The sequence below is a fragment of the Desulfovibrio desulfopostgatei genome (assembly GCF_053570645.1).
Genome location: NZ_JBRBQS010000002.1, coordinates 2,380,282 through 2,396,537 on the forward strand (window position 1 = coordinate 2,380,282; position 16,256 = coordinate 2,396,537).

Genomic DNA, 16,256 nt, shown 5'->3' on the forward strand with positions numbered 1-16,256 from the left:
TACTGGTGCCCGGCCGCAGAAAAAGATGTTCTGGCGCGTTGGGATAACGCGATGATGCCGCTCTAACGCTTCACGCGCTGGAGCATGTCTTCCGTGGTAAGCGAATGCAGATGCCGCACCCGCCAGAGGTAACATGCCGCACCGAATCCCAGGGCCACGATGTAGGCAATCCAAAAGCCCGCCGCCCCCATTGAGGGGACCAGAAGATTTGTACGCGCCAGGGCAAAACCCAAGGGTAGCCCGATAATCCAGTAGGCTGCAAAGCAGATGACAGAAATAATCCGCGTATCATTATGCCCGCGCAGAATGCCTATGCCCGTCACCTGCAAGCCGTCCACAATCTGATAGGCGGCCTGATAGAGCAGAAGTTGCATGGCCAGGGCGGCCACTGCCGCATCCTGGGTATAAATGGCCACAATACTATGCCGGAACAGCACGGTAAGCGAGGCAATGAGCAGCGCAAAAACAACGCTCAGGGTCAGGGCCGTGCGGGCCACAATCTTGGCGCGCTCGGCCTGTTGCGCCCCAAGGTAGCGGCCAACGCGTATGGTTGCCGTCATGCTGATGGAAAGCGGCACCATGAACACCAGCGCGCCAAAGTTAAGGGCAATCTGGTGACCAGCCACCATGACAGTCCCCAGAGGAGCCAGCAAAATGGCACTGAGGGCAAAGAGCGAAACTTCAAAAAACAGAGCCAGCGCGCCGGGAAAGCCAATGCGGAACACCCGCAAGACCAGCGCCCCGTCAAAGCGCGGCTCTTCTGCGCTGCCGCCGCGAAACAGGGGCGCAAACAGCGGCCCCAGGCATTTATACTGCGGGTCGCGGCGCAGATAATACAGCATGCACAGGCCCATAAACCAGAAGCTGATGGCAGAGGCCACGCCGCAGCCCACGCCGCCAAGCTCCGGCAAACCGAACTTGCCGTAAATGAACACGTAGTTGCAGGGAACATTAAGCGCCAGCCCGAGCAGGCCTATGACCATGGCGGGACGAGTGCGGGAAAAACCCTCAAGAAAGCTGCGCAGGTTCACAAAAAGCAGAAATCCCGGCAAACCCCACATGATGGCGCGCAGGTAGGCCCCTGCCATGTCTGCAAGCGCGGGCTCAAGCCCAAAAAGCTCCAGATGGAACGAGATGGCATAATAAAAGCCCACCAGCACAACGCTCATGGCCAGGGTAAGCCACAGGCCCTGCCGCAGCAGGTGCGCCGCGCGATCAGGCCGTCCTGAGCCAACAAATTGCGCGCTCAGGGGAGAGAGCGCCAGCAGGCAGCCAATGCCAAGCAGGGCCACAGGGGCCCATATGGAACCCGCAACGGCCACAGCGGCCAGAGCCTGAGCGCTGTAAAGCCCGCTCATGGCTGTATCAGCAAAGGTCATGCCCGTTTGCGAAAGCTGGGCAATGAAGATGGGCAGCCCCACCGCATAAAAACGGCGGGCCTCTGAAAGGGAGAATATTTTTTCAAACATAGGGTTCTCGCAGGTGATCCGTGGCGGGCATAAAGCCAGCGCCAGAACAAGCCGGAAGAGTCCGGGGTAAAACGTGTTCCGTCCGCGCCGCAACGCGCGAAACATGGGGAGGCAAAGGGTTACGGGCCGGGTTTGCCCTGATCGCTAACGCAAAAACAGCCCTTCAGAAGGCAGGGTCTTGCCCATGATATCCGCAGCCCGGCCCACCAGTGTTTCAATGGCCGCACGCCCTGCCGGGCCGAGATCAAGGCTGAAATCCGTCACAAAGGTCTTGATGTGGGCGCTGGTGACGCTTTCTTCCATTTCCTGCGCGTGCGAGCGGATAAACTCGCGCGAATCATCGGGGTGCGCGTTGGCGTAAGCCAGGCTGGCAGTAATGGTATTCTGCACGCGCCGGGCCAGGGGTATGGACAGGTCGCGCCGCACGGCAATGGCCCCCAGCGGCAGCGGCAGAGAAAACTCCGCCTCCCACCACTGCCCCAGATCAAGCAGTTTTACAAGTCCCTGACGCGCGTAGGTAAAGCGCCCCTCGTGGATGATCAGGCCAAGATCAGCCTCGCCGTTGCTCACGGCAGACATAACGTCGCTGAACAGCATTTCCTTGCGCGGCCCCTGGAAACCGCCGTGCAGGGTCAGCAGCAGGTTGGCCGTGGTCAGCAGGCCGGGCACCGCCACCGTGGCATTGCGCCAGTCTTCGGGCTTGAGGTTTTTGCGCGCCACCACAAGGGGGCCGCAGCCCCAGCCAAGCGCCGCGCCCGAAGACATCAGGGCATAATCCTGCATGATCTCGGTGGTTGCGCCAAGCGACATCTTGGTGACATCCAGCGCCTTTTGCCGGGCAAGGTTGTTCAGTTCTTCCACATCTGCCATATGCGGGGTGATGGGCGCAGGAACAGGCACCAGCCCGTGCAGCATGGCATGAAAAATATAGGTATCGTTGGGGCAGGGCGAAAGACCGAATGACAGATTTGGCGGCGGCAAGGCAGACATTTTTCCCTCACGTTGACAGTGTGCGGCGGCGGGGCTTAATCTGCGAGCGGCATTTTGCCCCCAATCCATGCACAGGATTCAGATATGCTAGACGCAACATACTACGCCGCACTGGGCCTTTCGTCTATCCGCGAAAAGGTGCTCTCCGGGGAGCGGCTTTCGCCCGAAGACGGGCTGACACTGTTCAACTGCCCCGATATTACCGCCGTGGGCGCGCTTGCGCTGCACGTGCGCTGCCGCCTGCACGGGCACAAGGCCTTTTATGTGGTCAACCGGCAGATCAACTATACCAATGTGTGCGTCAACGGCTGCACCTTTTGCGCCTTCCGCCGCGACAGGGAGGACGAGCCGGGCGCGTTTGCCATGAGCCTCGACGACGTGCTGGCCCGCCTGCGCGCCGCAGACGCGACCCCCCTGCATCTGGACGAGCTGCACATTGTGGGCGGCTGCCACCCCACGCGCCCCCTCGCCTGGTTTGAAGACATGATCCGCGCGGTGCGGGCCTTTAACCCCAACCTGCCGGTCAAGGCCTTTACCGCCGTAGAGATTGAACATTTTGCGCGCCTTGAAGGCATCAGCACCCTTGAGGTGCTCAAACGCCTGCAGAACGCGGGCCTTGTGATGATGCCCGGCGGCGGCGCGGAAATTTTTGATGAAGAGCTGCGCCCGCAGATCTGCCCGCACAAGGCCGATGCCAAGGCATGGCTGCGCATTCAGGGCGAAGCTCACAGTCTTGGCATTGCCACCAACTGCACCATGCTGTTCGGGCATATCGAATCATACGAGCACCGCATCGACCACCTCTGCCGTCTGCGCGAGCAGCAGGACAAAAGCGGCGGCTTTACCTGTTTTATCCCCCTGCCCTTCCTTACGGATCACAGCCGCCTCAAGCTGCCGGAAGACAAGGTCGGCCCCCAGCGCGGGCTGGATCAGTTGCGCACCGTGGCTGTTTCGCGCCTCATGCTCGACAACATCCCCCACCTCAAGGCCTACTGGATCATGATGGCCCCCAAGCTGGCCCCCGTGGCCCTGTGGTACGGCGCGGACGATCTGGACGGCACCATCATTGAAGAGCGCATCGGCCACATGGCGGGCGCGCAGTCCGCTCAGGGCATGACCATTGAGGAGCTGGAGCACCTTATCCGCGAATCGGGCTTTACCCCGGTGCGCCGCAACGCCACTTTCAATACCCTGAACGACGAATCCACGGAGGCGCGCCAGTGAGTACGTTTTTTCCCGCGCACAGCCCCTTTGACGAACAGGGCGCAGAATTTGAAGACGTGCGCCAGGCCGCAGCCCTTGCCGCCAGTGGTCAGCGCCTTGACCGCGCCGCCGCCGAAGCCCTGTACTACAAGGCCAGCCTGCACACGCTTGCCCAACTGGCCCATGCCATGCGACTGCGTCTGCACCCTGAGCCCATTGTCACCTACGTAGGCGACCGCAACATCAACTATTCCAACGTGTGCGTGTGCGCCTGCCGCTTCTGCGCCTTTTTCCGCGCGCCGGACCAGGACGGCGGCTACGTCATCAGCCGAGAGGAAATGGCGCAGAAAATCGAGGAAACTCTTGCCCTCGGCGGTACCCAGGTGCTGCTCCAGGGCGGGCATCACCCCGACCTGCCGCTGGAATGGTACGAAGACCTGCTGCGCTGGATGCGGGCCACATGGCCGCAACTGCACATCCACGCCTTTTCGCCGCCGGAGATTTTCTTCTGGGCCGAAAAATTCGGTCTTTCCGTTACGGAAGTGCTGCGCCGCCTGAAAGAAGCTGGCCTGCACTCCCTGCCCGGTGGCGGCGCGGAAATTCTGCACACGGGCGTACGCGCCCAGGTTTCGCCCAACAAATGTACTGCCGAGCAATGGCTCGGCGTTATGGAAGAAGCCCACAAGCTGGGCCTGCGCACCACCGCCACCATGATGTTCGGCCATGAGGAAGAACCCGCTCACAGGCTGGATCACCTCTTTGCCGTGCGCGAGGTGCAGGACCGCACCCACGGCTTCACAGCCTTTATTCCGTGGACATTCCAGCCAGCGCACACGCGCATCGACGTCGACCCGCTGCCCGCGCCCGCATACCTGCGCCTGCTGGCAGTCTCGCGTCTGGTGCTGGACAATATCGCCAACATCCAGGCCTCGTGGGTGACCATGGGACCGCAGGTGGCCCAACTGGCCCTGTTCTACGGCGCCAACGACTTCGGCTCGCTGATGATTGAAGAAAACGTGGTGGCCGCAGCCGGGGTTTCCTTCCGCATGGATCGCAGCGACATCCACAAGGTCATCCGCACGGCGGGCTTTACCCCTGTGCAGCGCACCATGGATTACACGCCCGTGGTTCCCCAGCCTGAAGTGTAAGGTTTCCGACGCACTGTTAATCCACGTTTCCGGGGGTTCGCCCCCGGAAACGCGTTTTGGCCGCACATTCAAATTTCGCCCATCGGCTTTGCCCCTGGCAAAAGGTAATCCGCCCCATGACCGAGCAAAAAAAAACGCCCCCTGTACTGCGCATGGGCCGCATTGGCTATCTCAACGTACTGCCCATCTATCATCCGCTGGAAGCTGGCATTCTGCCCCACGATTACGAGCTTGTTTCCGGCCCGCCAGCCCTGCTCAACACCATGATGGCGCGCGGCGAACTGCACGTTTCGTCCTGCTCGTGTTTTGAATACGCCAGCCGCCCGGAGCGCTACCAGCTTGTGGAAGACCTCTCCATCGGCTCCCACGGCCCGGTCATGAGCGTGTTGCTGCTCTCGCGCGTGCCCTTTGAACAGCTTGAAGGGCAGGAAATCCTCATCAGCGGCGAAACACATACCTCGGTGGCCCTGCTGCGCCTCATCATGCGCGACAGGTTCAAGCTCAACGTCACATTCACCACCGGGCAGGTGACCCCGGCCCTGCGCGGCAAAAACCCGCCCGTGGCCTTTCTGGCCATTGGCGATGAAGCCCTGCGCCTGCGCAACCATCCCGAGTACCCGCACCGTCTCGATCTGGCTGAGGCGTGGCGCGACTGGACGGGCCTGCCCTTTATTTTCGGCCTGTGGGTGGTCAGCCGCGCCGCCGCCGAGGCAAAACTCTTTACCAGCGACCCCGGCGCGCTGCTGCGGCAGGGCCGCGACTGGGGCCTTGAGCACATGGACGTCATCCTCGACCTCACGGCCCACGGCTGCCCCCTCTCGCGCGAGGAGCTGGCCTTCTACTACAGCAAGGGTCTTGTTTACACCCTGGGCGAGGAAGAACAGCGCGGCTTGAGCCTTTTTTATCAAATGCTGGCAGATGCGGGCATGATCGCCAAGGCACCGGCTCTGGAGTTTTTCAAACTGTAATTATTCGCTGCGGGCATTTTTCATCTGAAAAAAATTTTGGGCGCAGGGCAAAAAAAATCGGCATGGAGCAGCCGGAGCACGTGGTCCGGGCTGCTCCATTTTTTTGCCGTATTTACATAGTAATTCAGTAAGTTGCCATCATTCACAGAGGTATGCTCAGCCTTAAAAATTGCCGCAAAGCCTACAGCCAGGCCAAAATATTTTTCTCCGAATTATCATCCAGCACATGGAATGGAAGAGCAAACTAACCTAGTGTCAGTGCCCACGCGCGTACTGACACTCTTTTATCGTGGGGTAGGTATATGACTCAGGTTTCTTCCGCCGCAGGGCGGTCTTTTTGGGGCTATCTTTGTGAAAATATTCGTAATAGGGGCAAAAATCCCCTGCGCGCTTTCACGGGTTTTGCCCTGGCATGGGTTGCGTTTTTTCTGCTGTGGACTGTGATCCCCGCTTTTGACGGGCTGACGCACAACGGCATGGCCGTTCTCGGCATTGTGGTATGGGCCAGCATCATGTGGGTCAGCGAGGCCATGCCCGCAGGCGTGACAGGCATTTCCATTCCCACCATGCTGCTGATCACCCAGGCCCTGCCCTGGAACAACGGCAAGCCGCCCATGGCTACCATCTTTGCCGGATTCACCGACCACGTTATCTGGCTGTGCCTGTTTGCCTTTATGGTGGCAGCGGTCATGCAGCTCATCGGCCTTGACCGCCGCATCGCTCTGGGCATTCTGGCCCGCTTCAAGGCTTCGTCCGTATGCCGGGTTATCTGGGGCATGTTCTTTGTGAATATTGTTCTGGGCTTTCTGGTGCCTGCGGCCAACGCCCGCGCCGCCACCCTGCTGCCCGTAGTGCAGGGCATCTGCAATCTGCTGGGTGATACGCCCGAAGAACGCGCCGCCAAAAAGGCCCTTGTCATCCAGTCTCTCGTTTACGGCTCCATGATCTGCGGCATGTTCATCATGACCGCCCACCTGCCCAACATGATTCTGGTGGGTATTTTTGAAAAAAACGGCTTCACCAACATCAACTTTCTCAACTGGATGCTCCTGCAGTTCCCGTATCTGGGGATGTTTGTGCTGACCAACTGGTGGACGCGCTACTACTTCAAGACCAACTGCGTTTCCATTGCGGGCGGCTCCGCCACCATTGAAAAAAGCTACAAAGAACTTGGCCCCATGAGCATGGCGGAAAAAACCCTGCTGGGCATTTTTCTGCTGGTCGGATTCATGTTTGTGACGGGCAAGGGCAGCTTTATTTATGAACTGCACCGCCAGCCCCTGGGCGTTATCGGGCTGGTGGGCATGATGGTGCTTTTTGCCCCCGGCATGATGCCCTGCTCATGGAAGGCCGTGCAGCAAAAGACCATATGGGGCACATTCTTGCTGCTGGGCGGCGCAATGACCATGACCACCGCCATGACCCAGGCTGGCGTGGCCCAGTGGCTTGCCGACCACATCCACAGCATGGTTGTGGGCATGAACTGGTGGCAGACAGTGCTGACCATGATGGTGGGCACGCACATTATCCGCCTTGGCATGCTCTCCAACGTGGCTGCCGTGGCCATGCTTGCCCCGGTGGTATTTGCCATGGCGCCCAAGCTGGGGCTGCACCCCGTGGCCTTTACCCTGCTGGTGTGCGATACGGATACGTTCGCCTACCTGCTGCCCACGCAGATTACCGCCGCCGTCATCGCCCACAGCACAGAAACTTTCTCTACCTCTGATTACGCCAAGGTGGGTTCTGTGGCCGTGCTTATCGCCATTGCCTACGGCGTCTGCATCATGGCCCCCTGGTACGCGCTGCTCGGCATGCCCGTGTGGAACCCCGCCGCAGCCTGGCCTTTTTAATCGCCCCAACCCTTTGCCCGAGAGGACATTATGGCACGCATAAAAACAACACATGCGGTCGATTTTCGGCCAACCAGCCTGAACGACATTGAAACCGTCGAGGTAACCGCCGACCTGCTGATCATCGGCGGCGGCAATGCCGGTTGCTTTGTGGCAACGGAAACTGCGCGTCTCAACCCCGCAGCCAAGATCGTTATTGTGGAAAAGGCCGACATCATGCGTTCCGGCGCGTGTTCTGCCGGTATGGACGCCATCAACACCTATATCCCGCCCAACAAGACGCCCGAAGACCTCGTGCGCTGGAGCCGCTCGCAGGTTGGCGGCGGCCCTCTGCGCGAAGATCTGGCCCTCTCCAACGCTCAGGAACTCAACGAATGCGTTGAAGACCTGGAGCGCTGGGGCCTGCCCATTCTCCGTGATGAGCAGGGCAACATCCGCTACCGCGGCAAGTGGGATATTTCCATCCACGGCGAGCAGCTCAAGCCCATCATGGCTGAAAAAGCCCTTGAAACCGGGGCGGATGTCTACAACCGCGTGGCAGCAACGGGCCTGCTGGTGCACAATGGCCGCTGCACAGGTGCTACGGGCTTTGGCGTGCGCGACGGCAAGTTCTACGTGTTCCGCGCACGTGCTACAGTGGTGAGCACCGGCGGCGCGGGCACGCTTTACAAGTCCTACACCGCAGACTCCACCGACAGCGGCTCGCAAATCTGGATGTGCCCCTACTGCGTTGGTTCCGGTTACGCCATGGGCCTGCGCCAGGGTGCGGAACTCAGCAGCCTTGAGCAGCGCTGGGTCGCCACGCGCACCAAGGACTTTTGCGGCCCGGTGGATACCATTTCCGTGGGTTATGGCGCGCCCATCATCAACTCCCTGGGCGAGCGCGTCATGAGCCGCTACGCAAGCCTTGGCGGCGATGCGGCCCCGCGCTACATCCGCGCAAACGCTCCCATGGAAGAATGGCTGAACGGTCGCGGCCCCTGCTTCTGCGACACCACTAACATGACCCCGGAAAAAACCAAGGCCATGATGGAAGACTACCTCAACGAGCGTCCTTCTTTCGTGCTCTTCCTCGCCAGCCGTGGGCAGGATCCGTCCAAGGAACCCATCGAAATCTTCGGTTCCGATCCCTACATCATGGGCGGGCACACCGGCGGCGGCTACTGGGTGGACATGGAACGCATGACAACCCTGCCCGGCCTGTTCGCAGCGGGCGAAACCGCAGGCGGCAATCCCAACAAGTTTGTGGGCGGCTGCTGCGCCGAAGGCAAACTGGCCGCGCGCGGCGCTCTTGCCTACATGGCCGTAACCGATGCGCCGGAGCTTGATGCCGCCCAGATCGCGCAGGAAAAGGAACGCGTGTACGCTCCCCTGCTCACGCGCGAAGAAGAAGGCGTAAGCCCGCTGGAAATGAAGGAACGCCTGCAAAGGCTCATGGATGAATACGCTGGCGGTTCCAGCCAGTTTTATCGCGTCAACGAGCAGCAGCTTGATTACGCCCTGCGGCACATCAAGATTCTGCAAAGCCAGTTCAAGCATCTGCGCGCCAAAGATCTGCACGACCTCATGCAGGCCAATGAAACCATGGATCGCGTGGACGTGGCCGAAGCCGTGGTGCACCACCTCAAGGCCCGCAAGGAAACCCGCTGGGCTGGCTGGCAGACCCGCTCGGACTACCCCCAGCGCGACGATGAAAACTTTGACTGCTTTGTGGAGTCGCGCCGCGATCCCGCCACAGGAGAAATGACAACCTTTACCCGTCCCTACGAGCAGTTGCTGCCCGGCGACAGGTACAAGCCCTAAGTCAGGAGAAAAACAATGCCGCCAAAAATTGACACGCACAAATGCAACGGCTGTAACGGGCGCGAAGAAACCCATTGCGAAGAAATCTGCCCCGGCGATCTCATGGCTCTGAACCCCGCCACGGGCAAGGCCTATTTGCGGGCCGCCCGCGACTGCTGGGACTGCATGTCCTGCATCAAGGCCTGCCCCGCAGGTGCGCTTGAAATCAAGATGCCCTACCAGTTGGGCTACTTTAAGGCCACGCTGCGCCCCATCATGGGCTCCAACTTCATTATCTGGAAATGCCGCGACATCAACGGGCAGGAACAGACCTACCGTTATGTGAACAGGCTGGACAAGGCCTGATAGCGCAGAGTAGTATTAAAAATAGTCGCCAGCGTCCCGCCGTTCCTGCACGGCGGGACGCTGGCGCACCACATAGGGAAGGGCATTCATGGACACATTCTGGCATCTGGAAAAGGAAGACTTTTTCAAGGGCATTGACGAGGCCAAGAGCGCCTTTTTAAAAAACGCCCAGCGCCTTGAACTGTCCAAGAATGAGATGGTCTTTCTTGAAGGTGACGCGGGAGACTCCTGCTTTTATATAGAATCCGGCCTGATACGTATTTTCTGCATGGACCGCGCAGGCAAGGAAATGACCTTCTCGCTGCGTATGAAGGGCGAAATATTCGGCATTTCAGAAGTGCTGAACAATTCCCCGCGCAAGGCCAGCGCGCAAACGGCCAGCGCATCCGTGCTGTACGCCATCAACCGGCAGGATTTTGAAAGCATGCTTCAGGAGCATTATCCGCTGGCGCGCAGCGTCATTACCCTGCTTGGGCGCAGGCTGCGCCAGATGGGCGATCTGGTGCGCCGCCAGAACAGCGACGTGGCCAACCGCTTGGCAAGCCTGCTCATTTCTCTGGCCTACGAAACGCTTCGCACCACCGAGGGCTGGAACAAACCCTGCGAAATCCCACTGAGCATTCCGCAGGAGCAACTGGCCTCCATGGTCGGCTCCACCCAGCCCACAGTCAGCGCCACCTTGCAGCAATTTCGCAATGCGGGGCTTATTGTGGGCGCAGGCAGGCGCATTGTGCTGCTCAATCCCATTGAAATGATCTACCGCCTCGACCACAACCTGCTGTAGCCGCGCCACCACGCACTCCGGCGCTACGGGCGCGCTAGCCAACCCTTCTGCACAGAAGAAAGTTTGCCGCAGACCCAATAATCTTGCAGCTTATAGTCTGCCCTGCCTGGAAATGGTAAGCCAGAACAAGGGCTGCACCCAGTGCCTGCCATATGCCCGCCATTTGGCTGCCTGCGGCCCCTTTCATTCCACTCCATTCCGGTTTCTGCCCCTGCAACGGATTTTGCCGTCCGTGAAAGGTAAAAACAAAGCCCGCTCTTTCGAGCGGGCTTTGCGGCATTATGCGTGCAGTTTCAGAAGGCCAAAGGCCGTCCGAATATTGCGTCAGGCGGCTATTCCATGGCCTTGAGAATGCTGCTGGCAGAGACGGACGACAGCACGTTGCCGTCAACAATCACGGCAGGCAGGGTCTTGATGCCAAAATACTGGGCAATCTGCTGGGCCTGATACAGGTTCACATTGCCCGCATTGTAGCAGTATTTGCCCACGGCCAGTTCCTCGGCGGGGTTCACCGGGGGCCGCAGCTTGCTCATGTAGCTGTAGTGGATGGGGAAGTCAGTGGATTCCGCCGTGGCGTCATATTCATTGTTAAAGGCCACAACGTGCCCTTTTTTCTTTTGGGCAGCCTTGATCTCGTTCCAGCGCGAGAGCGCGTAGGTCATGTAGGCCATGCCCTGACCGGGGCGGGAGTAAGAAATCCAGATGCCCATGCCCATGAGGTCGGTTCCGTAGTATTCCTTGCTGTTGGCAAAAACCGCCACCTTGCACTGCTGGGGCGAAACCGAGCGACTGGCCTCAGCCACGGCATGCCAGACCTTCTCGCTCTGCGGCGAGGCAAAATCAAGCAGCACCAGAACTTCGTGAGGGGCCTTGGGTTCGCCGAAAAATACGGGATATATCTCGTTTTTCCACTGGGGCCGATAGGCAGCTTCACCCTCGATGGACGTAACGCGCCCTCCCATTTTTTGCAGCATGGCCTGGCTCTCTGCATCGTTCGTGCGGAGGTTGGGCAAAGTAGTACGCAAGTAGGGGTTAAAGGCATTGGCCTTGGCGTTCTGCACGCCAGCCGCAAGGTTTACTTTTTCTTTGGGGCCGGTATCACCCGTTCCCATAGCGCCGCACCCCCCCAACAACAAACCTGAAACCAGTATAGCCGCCAAAAATCCGCGCATACGTCACCTCTTCTCCCAGCCAGCAGCAAGGGATTGCACGGCATCTTCAAGATGCCGCAGCCATATTTCAGCCACATCGGCGTATTCCGCCGTCCCCATGAGCACGGGCAGGCATTGGTGCCCTTGGGCCTCAATGCGACTGCGCCAACTGTGCCCGTTCTCGCCCGCCATGTCCTCCAGAGCATGACGGCCCACCACCGACAAAAGCGGCATAAGCCATACCCGGCGTGAAGCGAGATTGGGCAAAATACTTTCAAGCGTTACAGCGCCGTTCATGGCCCCCACATGCACGCGGCTGTCAAGCTCGCGCACAGCGCTGGCCAAATCCACATAGCGGGCAACCGCCTCGTGTTCCGCGCCGTGCCCCATAAAGACCACGTCTTCATCCGCGCTGCGCTCGGCGGGCAGATGCCGCACCAGCGCCCGCGCCGTCGCGCGCACATCGTCCGCTGTGGCCAGCAGGGGCGCGCCAATCCGGCAAAGCAGGTGCTCGTGCTCAGCGGCTTCTTCAACTGCGGCGCGCACATCACCATGCTCCTGACCGGGTATGGTCTGCAAGGGCTGCACCGCTACGGCCTCGAACCGCTCAAGCCCAAGACGGCAAACTGCCTTGAACACGGAATCACTCTTCTGGCGGGCCTGCGCCATGCGCTCGCGCAAGAGCAGCGAAGTATAGGCCCAGCGTACCGGAATACCGGGATAACGCTGGCGCACAAGGGCGTCAAATCCCTTGAGGGCGTTCTGCCCCTGCGGGCTGCTTGCGCCAAAGGCGACCAGAAGAATAGCGTGTCTCATGGGGGTTTTTTGTACGTCACTTGCGCCCTTGAAGCAAGGACAGTGCTTGCGGCTGGCAATGCCCAAGCGGCTTCGTATGAAATTGATGTTGACCTGCCTGTATTGTATTGACCCCGGCATCAATGCGAGGATAATGTGCCGGAGAATGGCCTGGATACCGCCAGCACAGCGCTGGCGGGCAAACCTTGGGGGTCGCATGGCAAAAGCTCTGGTACTTGGGGGGGCAACTGGCCTTCTGGGCCAGGCCCTGACGCGAGTGCTTAAAGCCCGCGAGTGGGAAGTTGCAACACTTGGCCGCCAAAACGGCAATCTGCTGGACATGGCGTTTCTGCAAACTGCCATTGCAGAGGCGCAGGCGGATGTGGTGTTTAACACTGTGGCCTGGACGGCTGTTGACGATGCCGAAGACCATAAGGAAGAAGCCTGCCAGCTCAACCGCGCCTTGCCCGCCTCCATTGCGCGCTGCCTCAAGGCGCAGGGGGCCGGATTTCTTGTGCAGTTCAGCACGGATTTCATTTTTTCCGGCCCGGGAGAAACCGCGTGGAAAGAAACAGATACGCCCCATCCGGCCTCTGTATACGCCAGCACCAAGCTTGAAGGCGAAAAGGCCGTTCTGGAAACACTGCCGGACCGCTCGTGCGTCATACGCACGGCATGGCTTTTTGGCCCTGGTCGCAAAAATTTTGTGGATACTATTCTTGCAGCCTGCCAGCGCCGCGATTCCATCAACGTGGTGCATGACCAGACAGGCTCGCCCACCTATACCCTTGATCTGGCGCACTGGAGCATCGCTCTGGCGGAAAAAAGGGCCACAGGCATCTGGCATGCGGTAAACGGCGGGCAGGCAAGCTGGTGTGATCTGGCTTGCGAGGCTGTTTCTCTGGCCGGTGCCCCGTGCCGGGTTGTGCCCATTGATTCGGCGGAATGGCCCCAAAAAGCGCGCAGGCCAGTATTTTCCGTGCTGGACAACAGCAAGCTGGCCGCCTTTCTTGGCAAAGCGCCGCGCCCGTGGCCTCAGGCCCTGCGTGATTATGTTTTCAGCGACTATCTGCCCGCGCACACCGGCAAAGGCGGGGCGCAGTGACAAGCCCAAGCCCTGGCCCTGCGCGGCTTTCAGCCAACCTGCCCGCATTGCGCACGCTTTGCCTGATCATGGCGGGCCTCACGCTGCTCACGCTCGCAGCGCTCTGGAATGCCAATGATGCCCAGGCCAGACCACGCAGCTTGCAGGAGCTTGCCGCCATCAACGGCAAGCTGATTGAAACAGGCGTCAAATACGGCTCCATCCCTTCCCTGTACCGCCCGCGCTACGACCGCATTCAGGATGCAAACCTGAGCCTCAGCGATGACGAGGTGGTGTTTATCGCCATGTTGCAAGGGGGCGCGCGCGTTTACCCGCAACGCATCATGGTATGGCATCAGGTTGTCAACGAAATCGTGGACGACAAGGCCTACGCCATCACCTACTGCCCCACCACCGGCACCTTCATGGCCTATGATTCTTCCATGGGGGGCCTGAACCTTATTTTTGACACGGAAGGCCGCCTCTACGACGGCAACAGCGTTCTGATTGACCGCAATTCCGGCAGTCTCTGGCTACAGGAAACAGGCATGGCCTTTGACGGCCCCCTGCTGGGCCGAGGGCTCCCCATGGTGCCCGTATACTGGACAACCTGGGGCGCGGCAAAGCGCACCTTTCCGCATGCCTTGGTGCTTGCCAAGCCTAATGGCAACAAGCCCTACGGGCGCGATCCCTACGGCAACTACCTGCGCAAGGGAACCTACTACGATAACGACAGGCTCATTTATCCAGTGGAGCGCATGGACAAACGTTTTGCCCGCAAAACGCCCATGCTGTGCATTGAATATGAGGGGTACCTTTTGGCTATCGACATAGGCTATGTGCGCAAAAAGGGGGCCGTGAATTTTTTTGTGGGGCCCAATGCCCTTCTGGCAGTTTATGACCGGGGCCTTGAGGTCGTGCGTCTTTTTAACCGCCAGATATGGGCCGAGCCATTCCTGTTCATATCCCAGAACGGCAAGCTCATGGATCTGACCACGCGCAGCCAGTGGGATCCTGCCACGGGCGTGGCGCTTGACGGCAACATGAAGGGCGCGTCCATGCCGCAGTTTTACGGCGCGTATTCCATGTGGTTTGCATGGTACAGCATGAATCCGGAAACACTGGTCATTCCCGGCCCCGGCGAGGTGCCGGAAAAGCTGCTCTCGCCAGCTCCGCCGGGGGAATAACCCCACTGCCCACGTGCCCCGGTCAAGCCATTTGCATTGCGCAAAACCAGAGCGTATTTGATTACCCATGAACTGCACTGTCACAGCATCCGCCGACATATCCTTGCATCTGGCGTGGTTTACTGCATATGCCGCCGCCAAAACAGCTCTGGAACAGGGCGATGCCTCACCCATGGATCTCAAACTCCGGCACTCCCTTGAAGTGCTGGAAAATGCCCGGCACACCGTTGAAGGCGAGGGTTTTGACCCACAGACTGCGCGGGCCTGCCTGCTGGCAGCACTGTACCATGACGTGGGCCGGTTTGAGCAGTATCTGCGATATCACACGTTCAGGGACAGGGAATCGTGCAATCACGGGCAGATGGGCGTGCGGGTTCTCAAGGCCGAACGCCGCCTTGTCAGCGAGACACCGCAAATGCGCAAGCTGGTCATGGCGGCGGTGGGCATGCACAACCGTTTTGCCCTGCCCAAGGGGACGCCGGAGAACATCGCTCTGGTCACCAATGTGGTGCGTGATGCGGACAAGCTGGACATTCTGCGGGTCATGGACGAGCACTTGAGCGGCCCAGCCCCGTATAATCCCACAGTGGTGCTGCAACAGCCGGACGACCCCACCATCGCCAGCGAGGCGGTTCTCAATGCCGTGCGGGAAAAACGCGTGGCAGCCTATGCCGACCTGCGCTGCGTCAACGATTTTCGCCTGCTGCTGGGAACATGGTTTTTTGATCTGCACTTTGTCTCAAGCCGCCGCAAATTTCTTGAGGACGGGCATGCGCAAAATCTGCTGCGCCGCATGCCGGACACGGTTCCGCAGGCCGAAGCCCGCGACTGCCTGCTGCATATTCTGGAGGACGCGCAGTGACGCATGCCCCTACGGCAGCCAGCCTTGATGCTTTGCCAGCCTGCCCTGCATTTTTTCCACAGGCGGCGCTGGCGCGGCGTGTGCCGTGGCCGGATGCGTACGCGCATGCCCCGCTCAACCCAGATGTGCAGACACTGCGAAGCGCCAGCCATGCGCCCCTGGCCTGTGCGCGCTTGGCTTTTACGCTGTTTTATCTGCCTGCGGCGCAGGCAGAAGCCCTGCTGCGGCTCGCGCTTGAAAGCGCTGAAGTAGTCCTGGTGGCTGATTTCAAGCTGGCGGAACGCAACCTTGAGCTGCCCGCAACGCTGGCTGCGCGCGGCCTCATGGCGCTGACAAAAGCACGCAGAACAGCGGCGGCAGACGGGGCACCTCAAGCAAGTTTTATTCAAAGGGGCGGCATTGAGGGGCTTGTGCACCAATGCAATGCGCTGGTGCACGAGCGCCGCCCCATTTTTGCAGGCGCTGCGACTTTGCTGCATTTGCAGCGCGCCTGAGGCGTTGGATCTCCTCTCGCGGCCCATCCTGCATTTCTGGCCTCATGGCCCCGCCTTGAAGGCCCCCCCTGCCTGTGCTATAAGCTGCTCTGGCGCTGCCGCACCCTGTGCAGGCGCTCGCCT

15 protein-coding genes are annotated in these 16,256 nt (G+C 59.9%); 11 read left to right on the forward strand and 4 right to left on the reverse strand.

Annotated elements, in window-relative coordinates; genetic code table 11:
* Positions 1-62: 62 nt before the first annotated feature.
* Positions 63-1,469 (reverse strand): MATE family efflux transporter, encoded by a 1,407-nt coding sequence (locus ACUZ9Q_RS10570; protein ID WP_449247841.1) that lies wholly within the window; start codon positions 1,467-1,469, stop codon positions 63-65.
* A gap of 144 nt (positions 1,470-1,613) precedes the next feature.
* A complete protein-coding gene (locus ACUZ9Q_RS10575; RefSeq protein WP_449247842.1) occupies positions 1,614-2,459 on the reverse strand; it encodes a 1,4-dihydroxy-6-naphthoate synthase in 846 nt (281 codons plus the stop codon).
* An 84-nt stretch (positions 2,460-2,543) separates the two neighbouring features.
* Between ACUZ9Q_RS10575 and mqnE the strand changes: the two genes are divergently transcribed.
* The 7 genes from mqnE to ACUZ9Q_RS10610 all read left to right on the forward strand — a co-directional run bounded on the left by mqnE (position 2,544) and on the right by ACUZ9Q_RS10610 (position 10,560).
* On the forward strand, positions 2,544-3,683 hold the full coding sequence (gene mqnE / locus ACUZ9Q_RS10580) for an aminofutalosine synthase MqnE (protein ID WP_240824994.1): 1,140 nt from the start codon (positions 2,544-2,546) through the stop codon (positions 3,681-3,683).
* A complete protein-coding gene (gene mqnC, locus ACUZ9Q_RS10585) occupies positions 3,680-4,810 on the forward strand; it encodes a cyclic dehypoxanthinyl futalosine synthase (protein WP_192113739.1) in 1,131 nt (376 codons plus the stop codon). The genes mqnE and mqnC overlap by 4 nt, the downstream gene beginning before the upstream one ends.
* A 116-nt stretch (positions 4,811-4,926) precedes the next feature.
* Positions 4,927-5,778 carry a menaquinone biosynthetic enzyme MqnA/MqnD family protein gene (locus ACUZ9Q_RS10590; protein WP_192113738.1) on the forward strand — a complete coding sequence of 284 codons (852 nt, stop codon included), beginning with the start codon at positions 4,927-4,929 and terminating at the stop codon, positions 5,776-5,778.
* A gap of 302 nt (positions 5,779-6,080) precedes the next feature.
* Entirely contained in the window at positions 6,081-7,628 is a 1,548-nt protein-coding gene (locus ACUZ9Q_RS10595) for an SLC13 family permease (RefSeq protein WP_449247843.1), read from the forward strand.
* Between the two features lie 30 nt (positions 7,629-7,658).
* A complete protein-coding gene (locus ACUZ9Q_RS10600) occupies positions 7,659-9,431 on the forward strand; it encodes an adenylyl-sulfate reductase subunit alpha (RefSeq protein ID WP_449247844.1) in 1,773 nt (590 codons plus the stop codon).
* Positions 9,432-9,446: 15 nt separating this feature from the next.
* Entirely contained in the window at positions 9,447-9,776 is a 330-nt protein-coding gene (locus tag ACUZ9Q_RS10605; protein WP_192113735.1) for a 4Fe-4S dicluster domain-containing protein, read from the forward strand.
* An 88-nt stretch (positions 9,777-9,864) separates the two neighbouring features.
* Positions 9,865-10,560: a Crp/Fnr family transcriptional regulator gene (locus ACUZ9Q_RS10610; RefSeq protein WP_192113734.1), complete on the forward strand. Its 696-nt coding sequence runs from the start codon at positions 9,865-9,867 to the stop codon at positions 10,558-10,560.
* 332 nt (positions 10,561-10,892) lie between these two features.
* On the opposite strand, the gene ACUZ9Q_RS10615 is transcribed toward ACUZ9Q_RS10610, so the two are convergent.
* Together ACUZ9Q_RS10615 and ACUZ9Q_RS10620 are read right to left on the reverse strand one after the other, a co-directional pair.
* Positions 10,893-11,672: a hypothetical protein gene (locus ACUZ9Q_RS10615; RefSeq protein ID WP_225530084.1), complete on the reverse strand. Its 780-nt coding sequence runs from the start codon at positions 11,670-11,672 to the stop codon at positions 10,893-10,895.
* Positions 11,673-11,735: 63 nt separating this feature from the next.
* Positions 11,736-12,527: a sirohydrochlorin cobaltochelatase gene (locus ACUZ9Q_RS10620; RefSeq protein WP_297147844.1), complete on the reverse strand. Its 792-nt coding sequence runs from the start codon at positions 12,525-12,527 to the stop codon at positions 11,736-11,738.
* A 196-nt stretch (positions 12,528-12,723) separates the two neighbouring features.
* On the opposite strand from ACUZ9Q_RS10620, the gene rfbD reads away from it, so the two are divergent.
* The 4 genes from rfbD (at position 12,724) to ACUZ9Q_RS10640 (ending at position 16,133) form a co-directional block, all read left to right on the forward strand.
* Positions 12,724-13,611, forward strand: coding sequence for a dTDP-4-dehydrorhamnose reductase (gene rfbD / locus ACUZ9Q_RS10625; RefSeq protein WP_192113731.1), 888 nt, complete (start codon positions 12,724-12,726; stop codon positions 13,609-13,611).
* The gene (locus tag ACUZ9Q_RS10630) at positions 13,608-14,777 is read left to right on the forward strand and encodes a DUF3179 domain-containing protein (RefSeq protein WP_227118865.1); all 1,170 of its coding nucleotides are present in this window, start codon (positions 13,608-13,610) and stop codon (positions 14,775-14,777) included. The genes rfbD and ACUZ9Q_RS10630 overlap by 4 nt, the downstream gene beginning before the upstream one ends.
* Positions 14,778-14,844: 67 nt before the next feature.
* On the forward strand, positions 14,845-15,639 hold the full coding sequence (locus ACUZ9Q_RS10635; protein ID WP_227118867.1) for an HD domain-containing protein: 795 nt from the start codon (positions 14,845-14,847) through the stop codon (positions 15,637-15,639).
* A complete protein-coding gene (locus ACUZ9Q_RS10640; protein WP_192113729.1) occupies positions 15,636-16,133 on the forward strand; it encodes a hypothetical protein in 498 nt (165 codons plus the stop codon). The genes ACUZ9Q_RS10635 and ACUZ9Q_RS10640 overlap by 4 nt, the downstream gene beginning before the upstream one ends.
* Positions 16,134-16,256 lie beyond the last annotated feature (123 nt).

Bases quoted from the DNA above. Each gene is read 5' to 3' on its own strand.
- ACUZ9Q_RS10600 (WP_449247844.1), top strand. From the start codon at position 7,659: ATGGCACGCATAAAAACAACACATGCGGTCGATTTTCGGCCAACCAGC.
- ACUZ9Q_RS10570 (WP_449247841.1), bottom strand. From the start codon at position 1,469: ATGTTTGAAAAAATATTCTCCCTTTCAGAGGCCCGCCGTTTTTATGCG.
- ACUZ9Q_RS10595 (WP_449247843.1), top strand. From the start codon at position 6,081: ATGACTCAGGTTTCTTCCGCCGCAGGGCGGTCTTTTTGGGGCTATCTT.
- ACUZ9Q_RS10575 (WP_449247842.1), bottom strand. From the start codon at position 2,459: ATGTCTGCCTTGCCGCCGCCAAATCTGTCATTCGGTCTTTCGCCCTGC.
- ACUZ9Q_RS10610 (WP_192113734.1), top strand. From the start codon at position 9,865: ATGGACACATTCTGGCATCTGGAAAAGGAAGACTTTTTCAAGGGCATT.
- ACUZ9Q_RS10620 (WP_297147844.1), bottom strand. From the start codon at position 12,527: ATGAGACACGCTATTCTTCTGGTCGCCTTTGGCGCAAGCAGCCCGCAG.
- ACUZ9Q_RS10605 (WP_192113735.1), top strand. From the start codon at position 9,447: ATGCCGCCAAAAATTGACACGCACAAATGCAACGGCTGTAACGGGCGC.
- mqnE (WP_240824994.1), top strand. From the start codon at position 2,544: ATGCTAGACGCAACATACTACGCCGCACTGGGCCTTTCGTCTATCCGC.
- ACUZ9Q_RS10615 (WP_225530084.1), bottom strand. From the start codon at position 11,672: ATGGGAACGGGTGATACCGGCCCCAAAGAAAAAGTAAACCTTGCGGCT.
- ACUZ9Q_RS10590 (WP_192113738.1), top strand. From the start codon at position 4,927: ATGACCGAGCAAAAAAAAACGCCCCCTGTACTGCGCATGGGCCGCATT.
- rfbD (WP_192113731.1), top strand. From the start codon at position 12,724: ATGGCAAAAGCTCTGGTACTTGGGGGGGCAACTGGCCTTCTGGGCCAG.
- ACUZ9Q_RS10635 (WP_227118867.1), top strand. From the start codon at position 14,845: ATGAACTGCACTGTCACAGCATCCGCCGACATATCCTTGCATCTGGCG.